At 60.8% G+C, this 18,122-nt stretch carries 16 protein-coding genes; all 16 read left to right on the top strand.

The window, feature by feature from the left end; genetic code table 11:
* Window positions 1-258: 258 nt before the first annotated feature.
* A complete protein-coding gene (mraZ, locus tag ACCC96_RS14380) occupies window positions 259-714 on the top strand; it encodes a division/cell wall cluster transcriptional repressor MraZ (RefSeq protein ID WP_003205355.1) in 456 nt (151 codons plus the stop codon).
* Entirely contained in the window at window positions 711-1,658 is a 948-nt protein-coding gene (gene rsmH / locus ACCC96_RS14375; protein WP_007939834.1) for a 16S rRNA (cytosine(1402)-N(4))-methyltransferase RsmH, read from the top strand. Before mraZ ends, rsmH begins: the two co-directional genes overlap by 4 nt.
* Window positions 1,655-1,948, top strand: coding sequence for a cell division protein FtsL (ftsL, locus tag ACCC96_RS14370; protein ID WP_003205353.1), 294 nt, complete (start codon window positions 1,655-1,657; stop codon window positions 1,946-1,948). The genes rsmH and ftsL overlap by 4 nt, the downstream gene beginning before the upstream one ends.
* The gene (locus tag ACCC96_RS14365; RefSeq protein WP_019651807.1) at window positions 1,948-3,687 is read left to right on the top strand and encodes a peptidoglycan D,D-transpeptidase FtsI family protein; all 1,740 of its coding nucleotides are present in this window, start codon (window positions 1,948-1,950) and stop codon (window positions 3,685-3,687) included. Before ftsL ends, ACCC96_RS14365 begins: the two co-directional genes overlap by 1 nt.
* Complete coding sequence (locus ACCC96_RS14360; RefSeq protein ID WP_413696168.1) at window positions 3,687-5,150, top strand: UDP-N-acetylmuramoyl-L-alanyl-D-glutamate--2,6-diaminopimelate ligase; 1,464 nt, start codon at window positions 3,687-3,689, stop codon at window positions 5,148-5,150. Before ACCC96_RS14365 ends, ACCC96_RS14360 begins: the two co-directional genes overlap by 1 nt.
* Window positions 5,143-6,510 (top strand): UDP-N-acetylmuramoyl-tripeptide--D-alanyl-D-alanine ligase, encoded by a 1,368-nt coding sequence (locus ACCC96_RS14355; protein ID WP_413696167.1) that lies wholly within the window; start codon window positions 5,143-5,145, stop codon window positions 6,508-6,510. The genes ACCC96_RS14360 and ACCC96_RS14355 overlap by 8 nt, the downstream gene beginning before the upstream one ends.
* Window positions 6,510-7,592: a phospho-N-acetylmuramoyl-pentapeptide-transferase gene (gene mraY, locus ACCC96_RS14350; RefSeq protein ID WP_008016698.1), complete on the top strand. Its 1,083-nt coding sequence runs from the start codon at window positions 6,510-6,512 to the stop codon at window positions 7,590-7,592. The genes ACCC96_RS14355 and mraY overlap by 1 nt, the downstream gene beginning before the upstream one ends.
* Window positions 7,593-7,597: 5 nt before the next feature.
* Window positions 7,598-8,944: a UDP-N-acetylmuramoyl-L-alanine--D-glutamate ligase gene (gene murD / locus ACCC96_RS14345; RefSeq protein ID WP_258672398.1), complete on the top strand. Its 1,347-nt coding sequence runs from the start codon at window positions 7,598-7,600 to the stop codon at window positions 8,942-8,944.
* Window positions 8,941-10,158, top strand: a complete 1,218-nt coding sequence (gene ftsW / locus ACCC96_RS14340) for a putative lipid II flippase FtsW (protein ID WP_019651803.1) — start codon at window positions 8,941-8,943, stop codon at window positions 10,156-10,158. Before murD ends, ftsW begins: the two co-directional genes overlap by 4 nt.
* Window positions 10,148-11,218 (top strand): undecaprenyldiphospho-muramoylpentapeptide beta-N-acetylglucosaminyltransferase, encoded by a 1,071-nt coding sequence (gene murG, locus ACCC96_RS14335; RefSeq protein WP_018930134.1) that lies wholly within the window; start codon window positions 10,148-10,150, stop codon window positions 11,216-11,218. The genes ftsW and murG overlap by 11 nt, the downstream gene beginning before the upstream one ends.
* Window positions 11,211-12,671, top strand: a complete 1,461-nt coding sequence (gene murC / locus ACCC96_RS14330; RefSeq protein WP_018930135.1) for a UDP-N-acetylmuramate--L-alanine ligase — start codon at window positions 11,211-11,213, stop codon at window positions 12,669-12,671. Before murG ends, murC begins: the two co-directional genes overlap by 8 nt.
* A complete protein-coding gene (locus tag ACCC96_RS14325) occupies window positions 12,668-13,624 on the top strand; it encodes a D-alanine--D-alanine ligase (RefSeq protein ID WP_413696166.1) in 957 nt (318 codons plus the stop codon). The genes murC and ACCC96_RS14325 overlap by 4 nt, the downstream gene beginning before the upstream one ends.
* A gap of 4 nt (window positions 13,625-13,628) precedes the next feature.
* Entirely contained in the window at window positions 13,629-14,498 is an 870-nt protein-coding gene (locus tag ACCC96_RS14320; RefSeq protein WP_007939848.1) for a cell division protein FtsQ/DivIB, read from the top strand.
* Between the two features lie 15 nt (window positions 14,499-14,513).
* Complete coding sequence (ftsA, locus tag ACCC96_RS14315; protein ID WP_007939849.1) at window positions 14,514-15,773, top strand: cell division protein FtsA; 1,260 nt, start codon at window positions 14,514-14,516, stop codon at window positions 15,771-15,773.
* Window positions 15,774-15,839: 66 nt separating this feature from the next.
* Window positions 15,840-17,033, top strand: a complete 1,194-nt coding sequence (ftsZ, locus tag ACCC96_RS14310) for a cell division protein FtsZ (RefSeq protein ID WP_413696165.1) — start codon at window positions 15,840-15,842, stop codon at window positions 17,031-17,033.
* A 112-nt stretch (window positions 17,034-17,145) separates the two neighbouring features.
* Window positions 17,146-18,057, top strand: coding sequence for a UDP-3-O-acyl-N-acetylglucosamine deacetylase (lpxC, locus tag ACCC96_RS14305; RefSeq protein ID WP_007939852.1), 912 nt, complete (start codon window positions 17,146-17,148; stop codon window positions 18,055-18,057).
* Window positions 18,058-18,122: the final 65 nt, after the last annotated feature.

Genomic DNA, 18,122 nt, shown 5'->3' with positions numbered 1-18,122 from the left:
AAAAATCTTACTCTTAACAAACTACTTTAACTTCTGAACGCAGCCTTCTGTGCTGACTCAAGTTATTGAACAAATTCACCCGTCAGATTCTCGTTTCCCCTCCTTTTACGCTCCTAAATCTCCGTTCTGTAAGGCTTTTCCTTCTATCCGCGCCTTGACGGTGTGGTGGGCGCATTCCTATAGTGTGCGCAAGTGGCGGAAAGTGGCATGAAGTGGGTTTTTTGAGCGCAAAACGCTAATATTTGGAGAAACGCTGACGTGTTTCGCGGAGCTAACGCTATCAGTCTCGATGCAAAGGGCCGTCTCGCCATGCCGAGCCGGTACCGTGACGAGCTCGTTTCGCGTAGTTCCGGTCAATTAATCGTCACCATCGATGCCGTTGATCCGTGTTTGTGTGTTTATCCCCTCGATGAGTGGGAAATTATCGAAACCAAACTGCGCGCACTGCCTTCGCTTCGCGAAGAAAACCGCCGCCTGCAACGTTTACTGATTGGTAATGCCGTCGACCTCGAGCTCGATGGCAGTGGTCGTTTTCTGGTCCCGCCGCGTCTTCGCGAATATGCCAAGTTGGATAAGCGCGCAATGTTGGTAGGCCAACTGAACAAGTTCCAATTGTGGGACGAGGATGCCTGGAATGCGGTTTCTGCCGCTGACCTGGCTGCTATTCAACAACCGGGCGCCATGCCTGATGAACTGCGTGATTTGATCCTGTGACTATTGATAGCGGCTTTAACCACATCACCGTACTGCTTGACGAAGCCGTCGAGGCTCTCGCCGTACGTCCTGATGGCTGCTATCTGGACGGCACGTTCGGACGCGGCGGACATAGCCGGTTGATCCTCAGCAAGCTCGGGCCCGATGGTCGGTTGCTCGGGTTCGACAAAGATCCTCAAGCGATTGCCACCGGGCAAACGCTAGCGGCCGAAGACGGCCGCTTTGTCGTTGTACAGCGCAGCTTTGCCGAGCTCGGTTCGGAAGTCGCCGAACGCGGTCTGGCCGGCAAGGTCAGCGGTGTTCTGCTTGACCTGGGCGTGTCTTCGCCTCAGCTCGACGACCCTGAGCGCGGCTTCAGTTTTCTCAACGACGGCCCGTTGGACATGCGCATGGATCCGTCCCGCGGGATCAGCGCCGCCGAGTTCGTCAATACCGCGCCGGTGGAAGAAATCGCCCGGGTGTTCAAGGAATACGGCGAAGAGCGTTTCTCCGGCCGCATGGCGCGTGCCGTGGCCGAACGTCGTGACATCAAGCCGTTCGAGCGCACTGCCGATCTGGCAGAAGTGCTGAAAGTCGCCAACCCTGCATGGGAAAAGGGCAAGAACCCGGCGACCCGTGCATTCCAGGGGCTGCGTATTCACGTCAACAACGAACTGGGCGATCTGGAAACCGGTCTCGAAGCCGCGCTGGAGTGCCTGGAAGTCGGCGGTCGTCTGGTAGTGATCAGCTTCCACTCGCTGGAAGACCGCATCGTCAAACTGTTCATGCGCAAACTGGTGAAAGGCGAGGCTGATAACCTGCCGCGCAATTTGCCGGTCCGTCACGTCGCCTTCGAACCGAAAATCAAAGTCCATGGCAAAGCGCAGTCCGCCTCCGAGGCCGAACTCAAAGCCAACCCACGTTCTCGTAGCGCCATCATGCGCGTCGCGGAGAAGTTGCGGTGAGCAAGCTTTTCGCCAAACCACTTCCCGGCGGAAGCTTTTTCATGCTGCTGCTGTTTATCGGTGTGCTCGTATCGGCCATCGGCGTGTCCTATAGCGCCCACTGGAACCGTCAGCTGTTGAATTCGCTGTACAACGAATTGAGCGTGCGCGACAAGGCGCAGGCGGAGTGGGGCCGGTTGATTCTCGAACAAAGCACCTGGACCGCCCACAGCCGTATCGAAGTGTTGGCGACCGAGCAGCTGAAGATGCGCATTCCTGGCGCTGCTGAAGTGCAGATGGTGGCGCCATGATGAAACTCGAAGGCGCACTCTTCCCGTGGCGGTTCCGTCTGGTGCTGGGCTTGCTCGGCATCATGGTGGCGGCGATTTCCTGGCGCATCATTGATCTGCAAGTGGTCGACCGTGACTTCCTTAAAGGTCAGGGCGACGCGCGCAGTGTTCGTCATATTCCGATTCCGGCTCACCGTGGTCTGATCACCGACCGTAACGGCGAGCCGTTGGCCGTGAGTACCCCGGTCACCACCCTGTGGGCCAACGCCAAGGAAATGCAGCTGGCCAAAGAGAAATGGCCGGCACTGGCGGCTGCCCTGGGGCAGGACCCCAAAGCCCTGGCCGAACGTCTCGAAGCCCAGGCCAACAAAGAATTCATTTACCTGGTGCGCGGGCTGACCCCCGAGCAGGGCCAGGCTGTGCTCGATCTGAAAGTGCCGGGCGTCTATGGCATCGAAGAGTTCCGGCGTTTCTACCCGGCCGGTGAAGTCACTGCCCACATGGTCGGCTTTACCGACATCGACGATCACGGGCGCGAAGGCGTCGAGCTGGCCTACGACGAATGGCTGGCCGGGGTGCCCGGCAAGCGACAGGTCATCAAGGACCGGCGCGGCCGGCTGATCAAAGATGTCCAGGTCACCAAAAACGCCAAGGCCGGCAAGCCCTTGGCGTTGTCCATTGACCTGCGCCTGCAATACCTGGCCAACCGCGAGCTGCGCAACGCGATCATCGAGAACGGCGCCAAGGCCGGTAGCCTGGTGATCATGGACGTGAAGACCGGCGAGATTCTCGCCATGGTCAACCAGCCGACCTACAACCCGAACAACCGTCGCAACCTGCAACCGGCGATGATGCGCAACCGCGCAATGATCGACGTGTTCGAGCCGGGTTCGACCATGAAAGCGATCTCCATGAGCGCCGCGATCGAAACCGGGCGCTGGAAACCGAGCGACACCGTCGAGGTGTACCCGGGCAGCTTGCAGATTGGTAAATACACCATCAAGGACGTATCCAAGACCGAAGGTCCGGTGCTCGACCTGACCGGTATCCTGATCAATTCCAGTAACGTCGGCATGAGTAAGGTCGCGTTCGATATCGGTGGCGAAACGATTTTCCGTCTGGCACAGAAAGTTGGCCTCGGCCAGGACACCGGCTTGGGTTTCCCGGGTGAGCGCGTCGGCAACCTGCCGAACTACCGCGAATGGCGCAAGGCTGAAACCGCCACGCTGTCCTACGGCTACGGTATTTCCGTGACCGCGATCCAGTTGGTCCACGCCTTCTCGGCCCTGGCCAACAATGGTCGCCTCGCGCCGTTGACCCTGATCAAAACCGACAAGGCGCCGCAAACCACTCAGGTGCTGCCGGAAGCCGTCGCGAAAACCATGCAAGGCATGCTGCAACAAGTGATCGAAGCCCCGCGCGGCGTATTCCGTGCGCAGGTGCCGGCGTATCACGTGGGCGGCAAGTCGGGTACTGCGCGTAAGACGTCGGTCGGAACCAAAGGCTACGCCGAGAACTCCTACCGCTCGCTGTTCGCCGGTTTCGGCCCGATGAGCGACCCGCGTTACGCGATCGTGGTGGTGATCGACGAACCGACCAAGGCCGGTTACTTCGGTGGTCTGGTATCGGCGCCGGTGTTCAGCAAAGTGATGTCCGGGACCTTGCGCCTGATGAACATCACCCCGGACAACCTGCCAGCCACTCAACAAGCGAACGCCGCACCGGTCGTTCCGCTGAAAGCTAATGGAGGGCGCGGCTGATGTCGCTGAGCCTGAACAAGATTTTCGCCCACGCCGGCCATGATCTATTGATCCGCGAATTGGCGCTGGACAGCCGTAACGTACGGGCAGGTGATTTGTTCCTTGCGGTCCCTGGTGGCAAGTTCGACGGTCGTGCGCACATCGCCGACGCCTTGCAGCGCGGTGCTGCCGCCGTGGCTTATGAAGTCGAAGGCGCGACCGTGCTGCCGATTACCGACGTGCCGCTGATTCCGGTCAAAGGCCTGGCGGCGCAGCTCTCGGATATCGCCGGGCGCTTTTACGGCGACCCGAGCCGTCACATGAACCTGATCGGCGTGACCGGCACCAACGGTAAAACCAGCGTGACCCAATTGGTCGCGCAAGCCCTCGATTTGCTCGGTCAACACTGCGGTATCGTTGGCACTCTGGGCTCCGGTTTCCATGGCGCGCTGGAAAGCGGCTTGCACACCACGCCGAACCCGATTGCGCTGCAAGCAACCCTCGCCGACCTGAAAAAGGCCGGTGCCAAAGCCGTGGCCATGGAAGTCTCTTCCCATGGGCTGGATCAGGGTCGTGTAACCGCGCTGGCCTTCGATGTGGCGGTGATGACCAACCTGTCGCGCGATCATCTGGATTACCACGGCACCATGCAGGCCTATGGCGAAACAAAGGCCAGGTTGTTTGCCTGGAATGATCTGAAGTGCCGGGTGGTCAACCTCGACGACGATTTTGGCCGGCAACTGGCGGCTGATGAGGGTGAGTCGCGGCTGATCACTTACAGCCTGGAAGACTCCCGCGCTTACCTGTATTGCCGCGAAGCGCAGTTCAGTGACGAAGGCGTGCGCGCCACGCTGGTTACGCCGCAGGGCGAACACCATTTGCGCAGCACCTTGCTCGGCCGTTTCAACCTGAGCAACGTGTTGGCCGCGGTCGGTGCCTTACTCGGTCTCGACTACGCGCTGGACGAAATCCTCAACGTGCTGCCGAAACTCGAAGGCCCGGCCGGTCGCATGCAGCGTCTGGGCGGCGGCACTCAGCCGTTGGTGGTGGTCGATTACGCCCACACACCGGATGCGCTGGAAAAAGTCTTGATGGCCCTGCGTCCTCACGCCAAAGGCCGGTTGCTGTGCCTGTTCGGTTGCGGCGGTGATCGCGATCGCGGCAAGCGTCCGCTGATGGCTGAAGTGGTCGAGCGTCTGGCCGATGGTGTGCTGGTCACCGACGACAACCCGCGCACCGAAGACCCCGCCGCGATTTTCGACGACATCCGTGCCGGTTTCACCGCTGTGGATAAAGTCACCTTCGTCGCCGGTCGTGGCCAGGCGATTGCCCGGTTGATCGCCAGCGCTTCGGCGGATGACGTGATTGTCCTGGCTGGTAAAGGTCATGAGGACTATCAGGAAATCAATGGCGAACGCCTCGCTTTCTCCGATTTGGTCGAGGCCGATCATGCCCTGACCGCGTGGGAGGTAGCCCATGCTTAAAGCCTTGAAACTGAGCGAACTGACCGGCGCACTGAATGCTCGTTTGATTGCCGGTGATGCCAGCTTCGACGGCGTCAGCATCGACAGCCGGGCGATCAAGCCCGGCCAATTGTTTATTGCTCTGGCCGGCCCGCGTTTCGATGGCCATGACTACCTGAATGACGTCGCCGCCAAAGGCGCCGTGGCTGCCCTGGTCGAACGCGAAGTTGCCGACAGCTCGCTGCCGCAACTGCTGGTTAAAGACACCCGCCAGGCCCTCGGCCAGTTGGGTGCGATCAACCGTGCCGCGTTCACTCAGCCGGTCGCGGCCGTTACCGGTTCCAGCGGCAAGACCACGGTCAAGGAAATGCTGGCAAGCATCCTGCGCACGCGCGGTCCGGTGCTGGCGACCCGTGGCAACCTGAACAATGACCTCGGTGCTCCGCTGACCCTGCTCGAACTGGCGCCGGAACACACCGCCGCCGTGATCGAACTCGGCGCTTCGCGCATTGGCGAGATTGCCTACACCGTCGCCATGACCAAACCCCACGTGGCCATCATCAACAACGCCGGGACCGCCCACGTTGGTGAGTTCGGCGGGCCGGAAAAAATCGTCGAAGCCAAGGGCGAGATTCTCGAAGGGCTGGATGCCGATGGCATCGCCGTGCTGAATCTCGACGACAAGGCCTTCGACATCTGGAAGACCCGTGCCGCCGGTCGAAAAGTGCTGACTTTTGCCCTGAGCAACGTCAACGCCGATTTCCATGCCAGCGACCTGGACCGCGATGCCCGCGGTTGCCCGGCGTTCAACCTGCACAGCCCTGAAGGTGTGGAGCGGGTTCAGCTGAATCTGCTCGGCACCCATAACGTCGCCAATGCCATGGCCGCTGCCGCTGCCGCGCATGCTTTGGGTGTGTCGCTGTTCGGCATCGCCACCGGCCTTGGCGCGGTGCAACCGGTCAAGGGACGCACCGTCGCGCAACTGGCGCCTAACGGCATGCGCGTAATCGATGACACATACAACGCGAACCCCACCTCTATGTGCGCCGCCGTTGATATACTCGCCGGCTTTTCCGGCCGCACCGTTTTGGTGCTCGGGGATATCGGCGAGTTGGGCGCGTGGGCAGAGCAGGGGCACCGCGATGTGGGCGAGTACGCCCGCGGCAAGGTTTCCGCGCTTTACGCCGTCGGGCCAATGATGGCTCACGCCGTGAACGCTTTCGGCGAGCAGGCCTTTCACTTCAGCACACAGGCTGAACTGATCAAGGCGCTGGAAGCCGAGCAGGACACAAACACTACCTTTTTGATCAAGGGCTCGCGTAGCGCTGCGATGGAAAACATCGTTGCCGCTTTGTGCGGGACCAGTCTGGAGAAACATTAATGCTGCTGCTGCTAGCGGAGTATCTGCAACAGTTCTACAAAGGCTTCGCGGTCTTTCAGTACCTGACCCTGCGCGGGATTCTCGGTGTACTGACCGCGCTGGTCTTGTCGCTGTGCTATGGCCCGTGGATGATCCGCACTCTGCAGAACCGTCAGATCGGTCAATCCGTTCGCAACGACGGCCCGCAATCGCACCTGTCGAAGTCGGGCACCCCGACCATGGGCGGCGCGCTGATTCTTTCCTCCATCGGCGTCAGCACCTTGCTTTGGGCTGACCTGACCAACCGTTACGTTTGGGTCGTGTTGTTGGTGACCCTGCTGTTCGGCGCCATCGGCTGGGTTGACGACTATCGCAAAGTCATCGAGAAAAACTCCCGCGGCCTTCCGAGCCGCTGGAAATATTTCTGGCAGTCGGTGTTCGGCCTGGGCGCGGCAATCTTCCTTTATATGACTGCCGCGACGCCGGTGGAAACCACCCTGATCCTGCCGATGCTCAAGGACTACAGCATTCCGCTGGGCGCAGGCTTCATCGTCCTGACCTATTTCGTGATTGTCGGCTCGAGCAACGCGGTCAACCTGACCGACGGCCTCGACGGTCTGGCGATCATGCCCACCGTGATGGTCGGCGGCGGCCTGGGGATCTTCTGCTACCTGTCGGGTAACGTGAAGTTCGCCGAATACCTGCTGATTCCTTACGTACCGGGCGCGGGTGAGCTGATTGTGTTCTGCGGCGCCTTGATCGGTGCTGGCCTGGGGTTCCTCTGGTTCAACACCTATCCGGCACAAGTCTTCATGGGCGACGTTGGCGCGCTGGCGCTAGGTGCGGCCCTGGGCACCATCGCAGTGATCGTCCGTCAGGAAATCGTCCTGTTCATCATGGGTGGTGTGTTCGTGATGGAGACCCTGTCAGTCGTCATTCAGGTCGCCTCCTTTAAGCTGACCGGTCGCCGTGTGTTCCGCATGGCACCGATTCACCACCACTTTGAACTCAAGGGCTGGCCCGAGCCGCGCGTGATCGTCCGTTTCTGGATCATCACCGTGATTCTCGTGTTGATCGGCCTTGCCACCCTGAAGCTGAGGTAGAACGAGTGTCTCTGATCGCTTCTGACCACTTCCGCATCGTTGTCGGCCTCGGCAAGAGCGGCATGTCCCTGGTTCGCTTCCTGGCGAACCGGGGCGTGTCGTTTGCTGTCGCCGATACGCGGGAAAATCCACCGGAACTGGCCACGCTCAAGCGTGACTATCCGCACGTGGAAGTGCGTTGTGGCGAGCTGGACGTCGAATTCCTGTGCCGTGCCGACGAGCTCTACGTGAGCCCCGGCCTGGCGCTGGCGACCCCGGCCCTGCAGGCTGCCGCCGCCCGTGGCGTGAAAATGTCCGGAGACATCGAGCTGTTCGCGCGTAACGCGAAAGCGCCGATTGTCGCCATTACCGGTTCCAACGCCAAAAGCACCGTCACCACCCTGGTCGGCGAGATGGCGGCTGCGGCCGGCAAGCGTGTTGCCGTTGGTGGCAACCTCGGCACACCGGCGCTGGATTTGCTCAGCGACGACATCGAGCTGTACGTGATGGAACTGTCGAGCTTCCAGCTCGAAACCACCGATCAGCTCAACGCCGAAGTGGCGACCGTGCTCAACATCAGTGAAGACCACATGGACCGCTACAGCGGTCTGCCGGCCTATCACTTGGCCAAGCACCGGATCTTCCGGGGCGCCAGGCAGTTTGTGGTCAACCGTCAGGACGCCCTGAGCCGTCCGCTGATGGGTGAAGGTCAGCCGTGCTGGACCTTCGGTTTGAACAAACCCGACTTCAAGGCCTTCGGCATTCGGGAAGAGGATGGCGAGAAATACCTGGCCTTCGAATTCCAGAACCTGATGCCGGTGCGCGAGCTGAAAGTTCGTGGTGCGCATAACCAGTCCAACGCCCTCGCGGCATTGGCGCTCGGCCACGCCGTCGGCCTGCCATTCGACGCCATGCTTTCAGCCCTGCGCAATTTCGCCGGGCTCGAGCATCGCTGCCAGTGGGTCCGCGACCTTGATGGCGTGAGCTACTACAACGATTCCAAAGCCACCAACGTCGGCGCCGCATTGGCGGCCATCGAAGGCCTGGGGGCGGACATCGACGGCAAGCTTGTGCTGATCGCCGGTGGCGATGGCAAGGGCGCCGAATTCAAGGATTTGCGTGATCCGGTGGCGGCCAACTGCCGCGCCGTCATTTTGATGGGCCGTGATTCCGACAAGATCGGTGAGGCCATCGGCGATGCCGTGCCACTGATTCGCGTCGGCTCGCTGATCGAAGCGGTCGAGCAATGCCGCGCCATCGCCGAAAAGGGCGACGCGGTGCTGCTGTCGCCGGCTTGCGCCAGCTTCGACATGTTCAAGAACTATGAAGACCGTGGTCACCAGTTCGTCCGCGCCGTGGAGGATCTGGCATGAGCTTGAAGAACATCATCAAGCCGTATCCATCGCCGCTGATCACCGGGCGCGGTATCGACCTCGATTTCCCGATGCTCGCCGGTTGCCTGGCACTGCTCGGCCTGGGGCTGATCATGATTGCCTCGGCATCGACCGAGGTGGGGGCGGTGCAGTCGGGCAGCGCCCTGTACTACATGATTCGCCACCTGATCTACGTTGTGCTGGGCCTGGGTGCCTGCATCGTCACCATGATGATTCCGATTGCCACCTGGCAACGCCTGGGCTGGCTGATGCTGATCGGTGCGTTCGGCTTGCTGGTGATGGTGATCGTCCCGGGGATCGGTCGGGAAGTGAACGGTTCGATGCGCTGGATCGGCTTCAGTTTCTTCAACGTTCAGCCTTCCGAGATCGCCAAGGTGTTCGTGGTGATCTACCTCGCCGGTTATCTGGTGCGCCGTCAGAAAGAAGTGCGTGAAAGCTGGATGGGCTTCTTCAAGCCGTTCATCGTGCTGTTGCCAATGGCAGGGCTGTTGCTGATGGAGCCAGACTTCGGTGCCACCGTCGTGATGATGGGGGCAGCTGCGGCGATGCTGTTCCTCGGCGGGGTCGGGCTGTTCCGGTTTTCCCTGATGGTGGTCCTGGCTGTCGCGGCGGTGGTGTTGTTGATTCAGATGCAGCCGTATCGAATGGCGCGTCTGACCAACTTTGCCGATCCGTGGGCCGACCAGTTCGGTGCCGGCTATCAGCTCTCCCAGGCCTTGATCGCTTTCGGTCGCGGCGAATGGCTGGGCGTCGGCCTGGGCAACAGCGTGCAGAAACAGTTCTACCTGCCGGAAGCCCACACCGACTTCGTGTTTTCGGTGCTGGCTGAAGAGCTGGGGGCCGTGGGCTCCTTGTGCACGGTGGCGCTGTTCGTCTTCGTGTGTATTCGGGGCATGTACATTGGCCTGTGGGCCGAGAAAGCCAAACAGTTTTTTGCCGCCTACGTTGCTTACGGCTTGTCGTTCCTGTGGATCGGCCAGTTCCTGATCAACATCGGCGTGAACGTCGGCCTGCTGCCGACCAAAGGTCTGACCTTGCCATTCCTCAGTTATGGCGGCAGTTCGTTGGTGATCTGCTGTGCCTGTCTTGGCTTGTTGCTGCGCATCGAGTGGGAGAGTCGAACCCATTTGGGCAGTGAAGAGATGGAATTCCATGAGAGCGACTTCGCCGAGGAGCCGAACCATGGGCGCTAACGTACTGATCATGGCTGGCGGCACCGGGGGCCATGTGTTCCCTGCACTTTCCTGTGCGCGTGAGTTCCAGGCCCGCGGCTACACCGTGCACTGGCTCGGCACGCCCCGCGGGATCGAAAACGATCTGGTGCCGGCGGCCGGTATTGAATTGCATCGGATCCACGCCAGCGGTTTGCGCGGCAAGGGTAAATTGTCCCTGCTCAAGGCGCCGGTCATGTTGCTCAAGTCGATCTGGCAGGCGCGGGCGATCATTCGTCAGCTGCGGCCAGTCTGTGTGGTCGGCTTTGGTGGTTTTGTGACTGGCCCTGGCGGCGTTGCAGCCAGATTGGCCGGTGTGCCGGTCATCGTTCACGAGCAGAACGCCGTGGCCGGTACCGCCAATCGGTTGCTGGTGCCGTTGGCCGCCCGAGTCTGTGAAGCGTTCCCCGACACCTTTACCCTGTCGGACAGCCGTCGGACCACCGGTAACCCGGTGCGCACCGAGCTGTTCCTCGAAACACCGCGACCTGCCCTGGCCGGTCGCAAGGCGCGTTTGCTGATCCTGGGCGGAAGCCTGGGCGCAGAGCCGTTGAACAAGTTGCTGCCTGAAGCCCTGTCGCAAGTCGCCCCTGACCTGCGCCCGGACGTGTTCCATCAGGCTGGCAAAAACCACGATGAAGTGACTGCAGAGCGCTATCGCGCGGCTGGCGTCGAGGCGCAAGTGCAGCCTTTCATCAAAGACATGGCCCAAGCCTATGGCTGGGCCGACCTGGTGGTGTGCCGCGCAGGCGCGCTGACCATCAGTGAACTGGCGGCCGCCGGTCTGCCCTCGATGCTGGTGCCTTTGCCCCACGCGATCGACGATCACCAGACCCGCAACGCCGATTATTTGGCCCGTGAAGGCGCTGCCTTCCTGATGCCGCAAAGAACGACTGGCGCAGCGGACCTTGCCGCTCGCCTGACAGAGGTCTTGATGCAACCGCAACGACTCAACGACATGGCCAGCGCGGCACGCCGCCTGGCCAAACCCGATGCCACTCGTAACGTGGTCGATACTTGCCTTGAGGTGGCCCATGGTTGAGAACAAGAAAGCCATGCCACAACCGGAAATGCGCCGCATCCGTCGCATCCACTTCGTCGGAATCGGCGGAGTGGGCATGTGCGGCATCGCCGAAGTGTTGCTGAACCTGGGCTATCAAGTGTCCGGTTCCGACCTGAAGGCTTCGCCGGTGACCGAGCGCCTGGAATCTTTTGGTGCGCATATTTTCATCGGCCACCGTGCCGAGAACGCCGCAGCCGCCGACGTGCTGGTGGTGTCGAGCGCCGTCAACACGTCCAACCCGGAAGTCGCGACCGCGCTGGAACGCCGGATTCCGGTGGTGCCGCGTGCCGAGATGCTCGCCGAACTGATGCGCTACCGCCATGGCATCGCCGTCGCCGGTACTCACGGCAAAACCACCACCACCAGCCTGATCGCTTCGGTGTTCGCCGCTGGTGGCCTGGACCCGACGTTCGTCATCGGTGGCCGTCTGAATGCCGCGGGCACCAATGCCCAGCTTGGCACCAGCCGCTACCTGATTGCCGAAGCCGACGAAAGCGATGCCAGCTTCCTGCACTTGCAGCCGCTGGTGGCCGTGGTCACCAACATCGACGCCGACCACATGGCGACCTACGACGGTGACTTCAACAAGCTGAAGAAAACCTTCGTCGAGTTCCTGCACAACCTGCCGTTCTACGGTTTGGCGGTGGTGTGCCTGGACGATCCGGTGGTGCGTGAAATCCTCCCGCTGGTGAAGCGTCCGACGGTCACTTACGGCTTCGGCGATGACGCCGACGTACGCGCCATCAACGTACGCCAGCAAGGCATGCAGACTTTCTTCACCGTGCTGCGCCCTGATCGCGAGCCGCTGGATGTCTCGGTGAACATGCCGGGCAACCACAACGTGCTGAACGCGCTGGCGACCATTTGCATCGCCACCGACGAAGGCGTCAGCGATGAAGCCATCGTCCAGGGCTTGTCCGGGTTCCAGGGTGTTGGCCGTCGCTTCCAGGTGTACGGCGAACTGCCGGTCGAAGGCGGCAACGTGATGCTGGTGGACGACTACGGTCACCACCCGACCGAAGTCGCGGCCGTGATCAAAGCCGTGCGCGGTGGCTGGCCGGAGCGCCGTCTGGTGATGGTCTACCAGCCGCACCGTTACAGCCGCACCCGCGATCTGTACGACGATTTCGTCAATGTGCTGGCCGATGCCAACGTGCTACTGCTGATGGAAGTCTATCCGGCCGGCGAAGAGCCGATTCCAGGCGCCGACAGCCGCAAGCTGTGCAACAGCATCCGTCAGCGCGGTCAGCTCGACCCGATCTACATCGAGCGCGGCATCGACCTCGCGCCGATCGTCAAGCCGCTGCTGCGTGCCGGCGACATTCTGCTGTGCCAGGGCGCCGGTGATATCGGTGGCCTCGCACCCAAACTGTTGAACAGTCCGTTGTTCGCCGGGGCCGTTGCCGCACCGGTAGAGGGGAAGTTGAAATGACTGCTGCTTACGCCAACCTCGTCTCCACTGTCGCGCCGAAGGATTTCGGTCGCGTTGCCGTGCTGTTCGGCGGCAAGAGTGCCGAGCGTGAAGTGTCCCTGAAGTCGGGTAACGCGGTGCTCGATGCACTGCAAAGCGCCGGTGTGGACGCGTTCGGTATTGATGTGGGCGATGACCTGCTGCAACGCTTGCTGAACGAAAAAATCGACCGCGCCTTCATCATCCTCCACGGTCGTGGCGGTGAAGACGGCAGCATGCAGGGCCTGCTCGAATGTGCAGGGATTCCGTACACCGGCAGCGGCATTCTGGCCTCGGCCCTGGCCATGGACAAACTGCGCACCAAGCAGGTCTGGCACAGCCTCGGCATTCCGACGCCACGCCACGCGGTACTGAGCTCCGAGGCCGATTGTATTTCGGCGGCCACGGAACTGGGCTTCCCGCTGATCGTCAAACCGGCCCATGAAGGTTCCAGTATCGGGATGGCCAAAGTGACTACCGCGCCCGAGTTGATCGAGGCATGGAAAGCGGCCAGTACCTACGATTCGCAAGTGTTGGTCGAGCAATGGATTCACGGTCCGGAGTTCACCATCGCCACCCTGCGTGACCAAGTGTTGCCACCAATTGCCCTGGGCACGACGCACAGTTTCTACGACTACGACGCCAAGTACATCGCCAACGATACCCAGTACCGCATTCCGTGCGGCCTGGACAGCGACAAAGAAAAGGAACTCATGGACCTCACGGCCAAAGCCTGTGAGGCGCTGGGTATCGCCGGTTGGGGCAGGGCGGATGTGATGCAGGACGCCGACGGGCAGTTCTGGTTCCTGGAAGTCAACACCGCACCGGGCATGACCGATCACAGTCTGGTGCCAATGGCGGCCCGTGCCGCCGGCCTGGATTTCCAGCAACTGGTTCTGGCGATTCTGGCCGCAAGCATTGAGCCACGAGGGTAAGACCATGCAAGGCGCACAGCTGAGACATCAGCCCTCCGCACCACCCGGCCGCAAACCGGTGCCGCGGGGTGCCAGCCGAATGGTGGCCAAAGAGCCGATGTCCGTGCGCCTGCCGAAAGCCAACTTCGGTTTTCTGAAAAGCCTGTTCTGGCCCGTGTTGCTGGTGGCGTTGGGGTTCGGTACTTACGAAGGCGCACAGCGTTTGCTGCCGTACGCCGACCGGCCGATCACCAAAATCGCCGTGCAGGGCGACTTGAGTTACATCAGCCAGCAAGCGGTGCAGCAGCGGATCGCCCCGTACGTGGCGTCGAGCTTCTTCACCATCGACCTGGCGAGCATGCGCACCGAGCTGGAACAGATGCCATGGATTGCCCACGCCGAAGTGCGTCGGGTGTGGCCGGATCAGGTCGTGATTCGCCTGGAAGAACAACTGCCGGTGGCCCGTTGGGGCGATGAGTCGCTGTTGAACAACCAGGGGCAGGCGTTCACCCCGCGCGAGCTGGCGAACTACGAACACTTGCCGCAGCTGTTCGGCCCCCAGCGGGCCCAGCAGCAAGTGATGCAGCAATACCAGGTGCTGAGCCAGATGCTCAGGCCATTGGGTTTCTCGATTGCACGCCTGGAGTTGCGTGAACGAGGCAGCTGGTTCCTGACCACCGGCGCAGGCAGCGCCGGTCCCGGAATCGAACTGCTGCTGGGACGCGGCAACCTGGTGGAAAAGATGCGCCGCTTCATTGCCATCTATGACAAGACGCTCAAAGAGCAGATTACGAACATTGCGCGCATCGATCTGCGCTACGCCAACGGCCTCGCCGTTGGCTGGCGGGAACCTGTAGCGCCGACGACAGCCCAACCCGCTGTCGCAAAGAATTAAGAAGAGGCAGGACCCATGGCAAACGTGCAAAGCGGCAAAATGATCGTCGGTCTCGATATCGGCACCTCCAAGGTGGTGGCGCTGGTCGGCGAGGTCGCGGACGACGGCACGCTCGAAATCGTCGGGATCGGTACACATCCGTCCCGCGGCCTGAAAAAAGGCGTAGTGGTGAACATCGAGTCCACCGTCCAGTCGATCCAGCGCGCTATCGAAGAAGCGCAGCTGATGGCCGGTTGCCGGATCCACTCGGCGTTCGTCGGCGTGGCCGGCAATCACATCCGCAGCCTGAACTCCCACGGCATCGTGGCGATTCGTGATCGCGAAGTCAGCTCCGCCGACCTTGAACGCGTCCTCGACGCGGCCCAGGCTGTGGCAATCCCGGCTGACCAGCGCGTGCTGCACACCCTGCCGCAGGATTACGTGATCGATAACCAGGAAGGCGTTCGCGAGCCCCTGGGCATGTCCGGCGTGCGTCTGGAAGCCAAGGTTCACGTGGTCACCTGCGCCGTCAACGCCGCACAGAACATTGAAAAATGCGTGCGTCGCTGCGGCCTGGAAATCGACGACATCATTCTCGAGCAGCTGGCTTCGGCGTATTCGGTGCTGACCGACGACGAGAAAGAACTGGGCGTGTGCCTGGTGGACATCGGTGGCGGCACCACCGATATCGCGATCTTCACCGAAGGCGCGATCCGCCACACCGCAGTGATCCCGATTGCGGGCGACCAGGTGACCAACGACATCGCGATGGCGTTGCGCACCCCGACCCAGTACGCCGAAGAAATCAAGATTCGCTACGCCTGCGCCCTGGCCAAACTGGCCGGTGCCGGCGAAACCATCAAGGTGCCGAGTGTCGGCGACCGTCCACCGCGCGAACTGTCCCGCCAGGCCCTGGCCGAAGTGGTCGAGCCGCGTTACGACGAGCTGTTCACCCTGATCCAGGCCGAACTGCGTCGCAGCGGCTACGAAGACCTGATCCCGGCCGGCATCGTGCTGACCGGCGGTACGTCGAAGATGGAAGGCGCGGTCGAACTGGCCGAAGAGATCTTCCACATGCCGGTTCGCCTGGGCGTGCCCCATGGCGTCAAGGGTCTGGACGACGTGGTCCGCAACCCGATCTATTCCACCGGCGTTGGCCTGTTGATGTACGGCCTGCAGAAGCAGTCCGACGGGATTTCGTTCTCGGGCATCGGCAGCCGCGACAGCTACAGCAATGACGAACCGAAAGCCGCTCTGCTCGATCGCATCAAGAGCTGGGTACAAGGCAATTTCTAAAGCTTTACCGCAACACCGCTTCAAAAGCAGTAGGCGAAAAAACTAGAGAATGTAAGGAGAGGGAAAATGTTCGAACTCGTAGACAACATCCCCGCAAGCCCGGTTATTAAAGTTATCGGTGTTGGCGGAGGCGGCGGCAACGCTGTCAATCACATGGTCAAGAGCAACATTGAAGGCGTTGAATTCATCTGCGCCAACACTGATGCCCAAGCGCTGAAAAGCATCAGCGCGCGGACCATTCTGCAACTGGGCACCAGCGTGACCAAAGGTCTGGGCGCCGGCGCCAACCCTGAAGTAGGTCGTCAGGCCGCTCTCGAAGACCGTGAGCGCATTGCCGAAGTCCTGCAGGGCACCAACATGGTGTTCATCACGACCGGCATGGGCGGCGGTACCGGTACCGGTGCAGCGCCAATCATTGCTGAAGTGGCCAAGGAAATGGGGATCCTCACCGTTGCGGTGGTGACCCGTCCGTTCCCGTTCGAAGGCCGCAAGCGCATGCAGCTCGCCGACGAAGGTATCCGTCTGCTATCTGAAAGCGTCGACTCGTTGATCACCATTCCAAACGAGAAGCTGCTGACCATCCTCGGTAAAGACGCAAGCCTCTTGTCGGCTTTCGCCAAGGCCGACGATGTACTGGCCGGTGCCGTTCGCGGTATCTCCGACATCATCAAGCGTCCGGGCATGATCAACGTCGACTTCGCCGACGTACGTACCGTGATGAGTGAAATGGGCATGGCGATGATGGGCACTGGCTGCGCCAGCGGTCCGAACCGTGCACGTGAAGCGACCGAAGCGGCCATTCGCAACCCGCTGCTCGAAGACGTGAACCTGCAAGGTGCACGCGGCATCCTGGTGAACATCACCGCCGGTCCTGACCTGTCTCTGGGTGAGTACTCCGACGTGGGTAGCATCATCGAAGCCTTCGCATCCGAGCACGCAATGGTCAAGGTCGGTACCGTTATCGATCCGGACATGCGCGACGAGCTGCACGTGACTGTGGTTGCCACAGGTCTGGGCGCTAAAATCGAGAAGCCTGTGAAGGTCATCGACAACACCGTTCACACCTCGATGGCTTCCCAGCCACAACAACAAGCCTCTGTTCGTCAGGAACAGCCTGCGGTGAACTACCGTGACCTGGACCGTCCGACCGTCATGCGCAACCAGGCTCAGGCCGGTGCTGCGACTGCCGCGAAGATGAACCCGCAAGATGATCTGGACTACCTGGACATCCCGGCTTTCCTGCGTCGTCAGGCCGATTGATGAAATGTATCAGGGGTATTAGGGTGATTGGTGTTCAGCAAAGGTCTGGTCTGCTATCATCGCCAGCCTTTGTTGATACCAGTTCGCAATTTGCGCTGAAGCGGCCCATGCCATGATTAAACAACGCACCCTGAAGAATATTATCCGTGCCACAGGTGTCGGCCTGCACTCCGGGGAGAAGGTCTACCTGACCCTCAAGCCAGCGCCTGTCGACACCGGCATTGTGTTTTGTCGTGCTGACCTCGACCCTGTGGTGCAGATTCCTGCCCGCGCGGAAAACGTTGGCGAAACCACTATGTCGACCACGCTTGTTAACGGTGACGTCAAAGTGGACACGGTGGAGCACCTGCTCTCGGCCATGGCTGGCCTGGGCATCGATAACGCCTACGTCGAGCTCTCCGCGTCCGAAGTCCCGATCATGGATGGTAGCGCTGGACCCTTCGTATTCCTGATTCAATCGGCCGGCCTGGAAGAGCAGGACGCCGCCAAGAAGTTCATCCGGATCCTGCGGGAAGTGACAGTGGAAGACGGCGACAAGCGCGCCACTTTCGTCCCTTTCGAAGGTTTCAAAGTGAGCTTCGAGATCGATTTCGATCACCCGGTTTTCCGTGACCGCACACAAAGTGCAAGCGTGGATTTTTCCAGCACTTCGTTCGTAAAAGAAGTCAGCCGCGCGCGTACCTTTGGTTTCATGAGTGATATCGAGTACCTGCGCAAGCACAACCTCGCACTCGGCGGCAGCGTTGAAAACGCAATTGTGGTCGACGCGGATGGTGTACTGAACGAAGACGGCCTTCGCTATGAAGACGAATTCGTGAAGCACAAGATCCTCGATGCGATTGGTGACCTCTACCTGCTGGGCAATAGCCTGATTGGTGAGTTCAAGGGCTTCAAGTCCGGACACGCATTGAACAACCAGCTGCTGCGCAAGTTGATTGAGCAGACAGATGCTTGGGAAGTCGTGACGTTCGAAGACGCCAGCACCGCACCGATCTCTTACATGCGTCCTGTTGCGGCCGTGTAAGCAAAAAACCTCTCTAGTTTTTTAAAGGCTACCTTCGGGTGGCCTTTTTTTATGCCCATTTTAAA

This window comes from Pseudomonas sp. Pseusp11 (genome assembly GCF_047304405.1).
Lineage (GTDB): Bacteria > Pseudomonadota > Gammaproteobacteria > Pseudomonadales > Pseudomonadaceae > Aquipseudomonas.
This window is presented reverse-complemented; position numbering and strand designations above follow the sequence as displayed.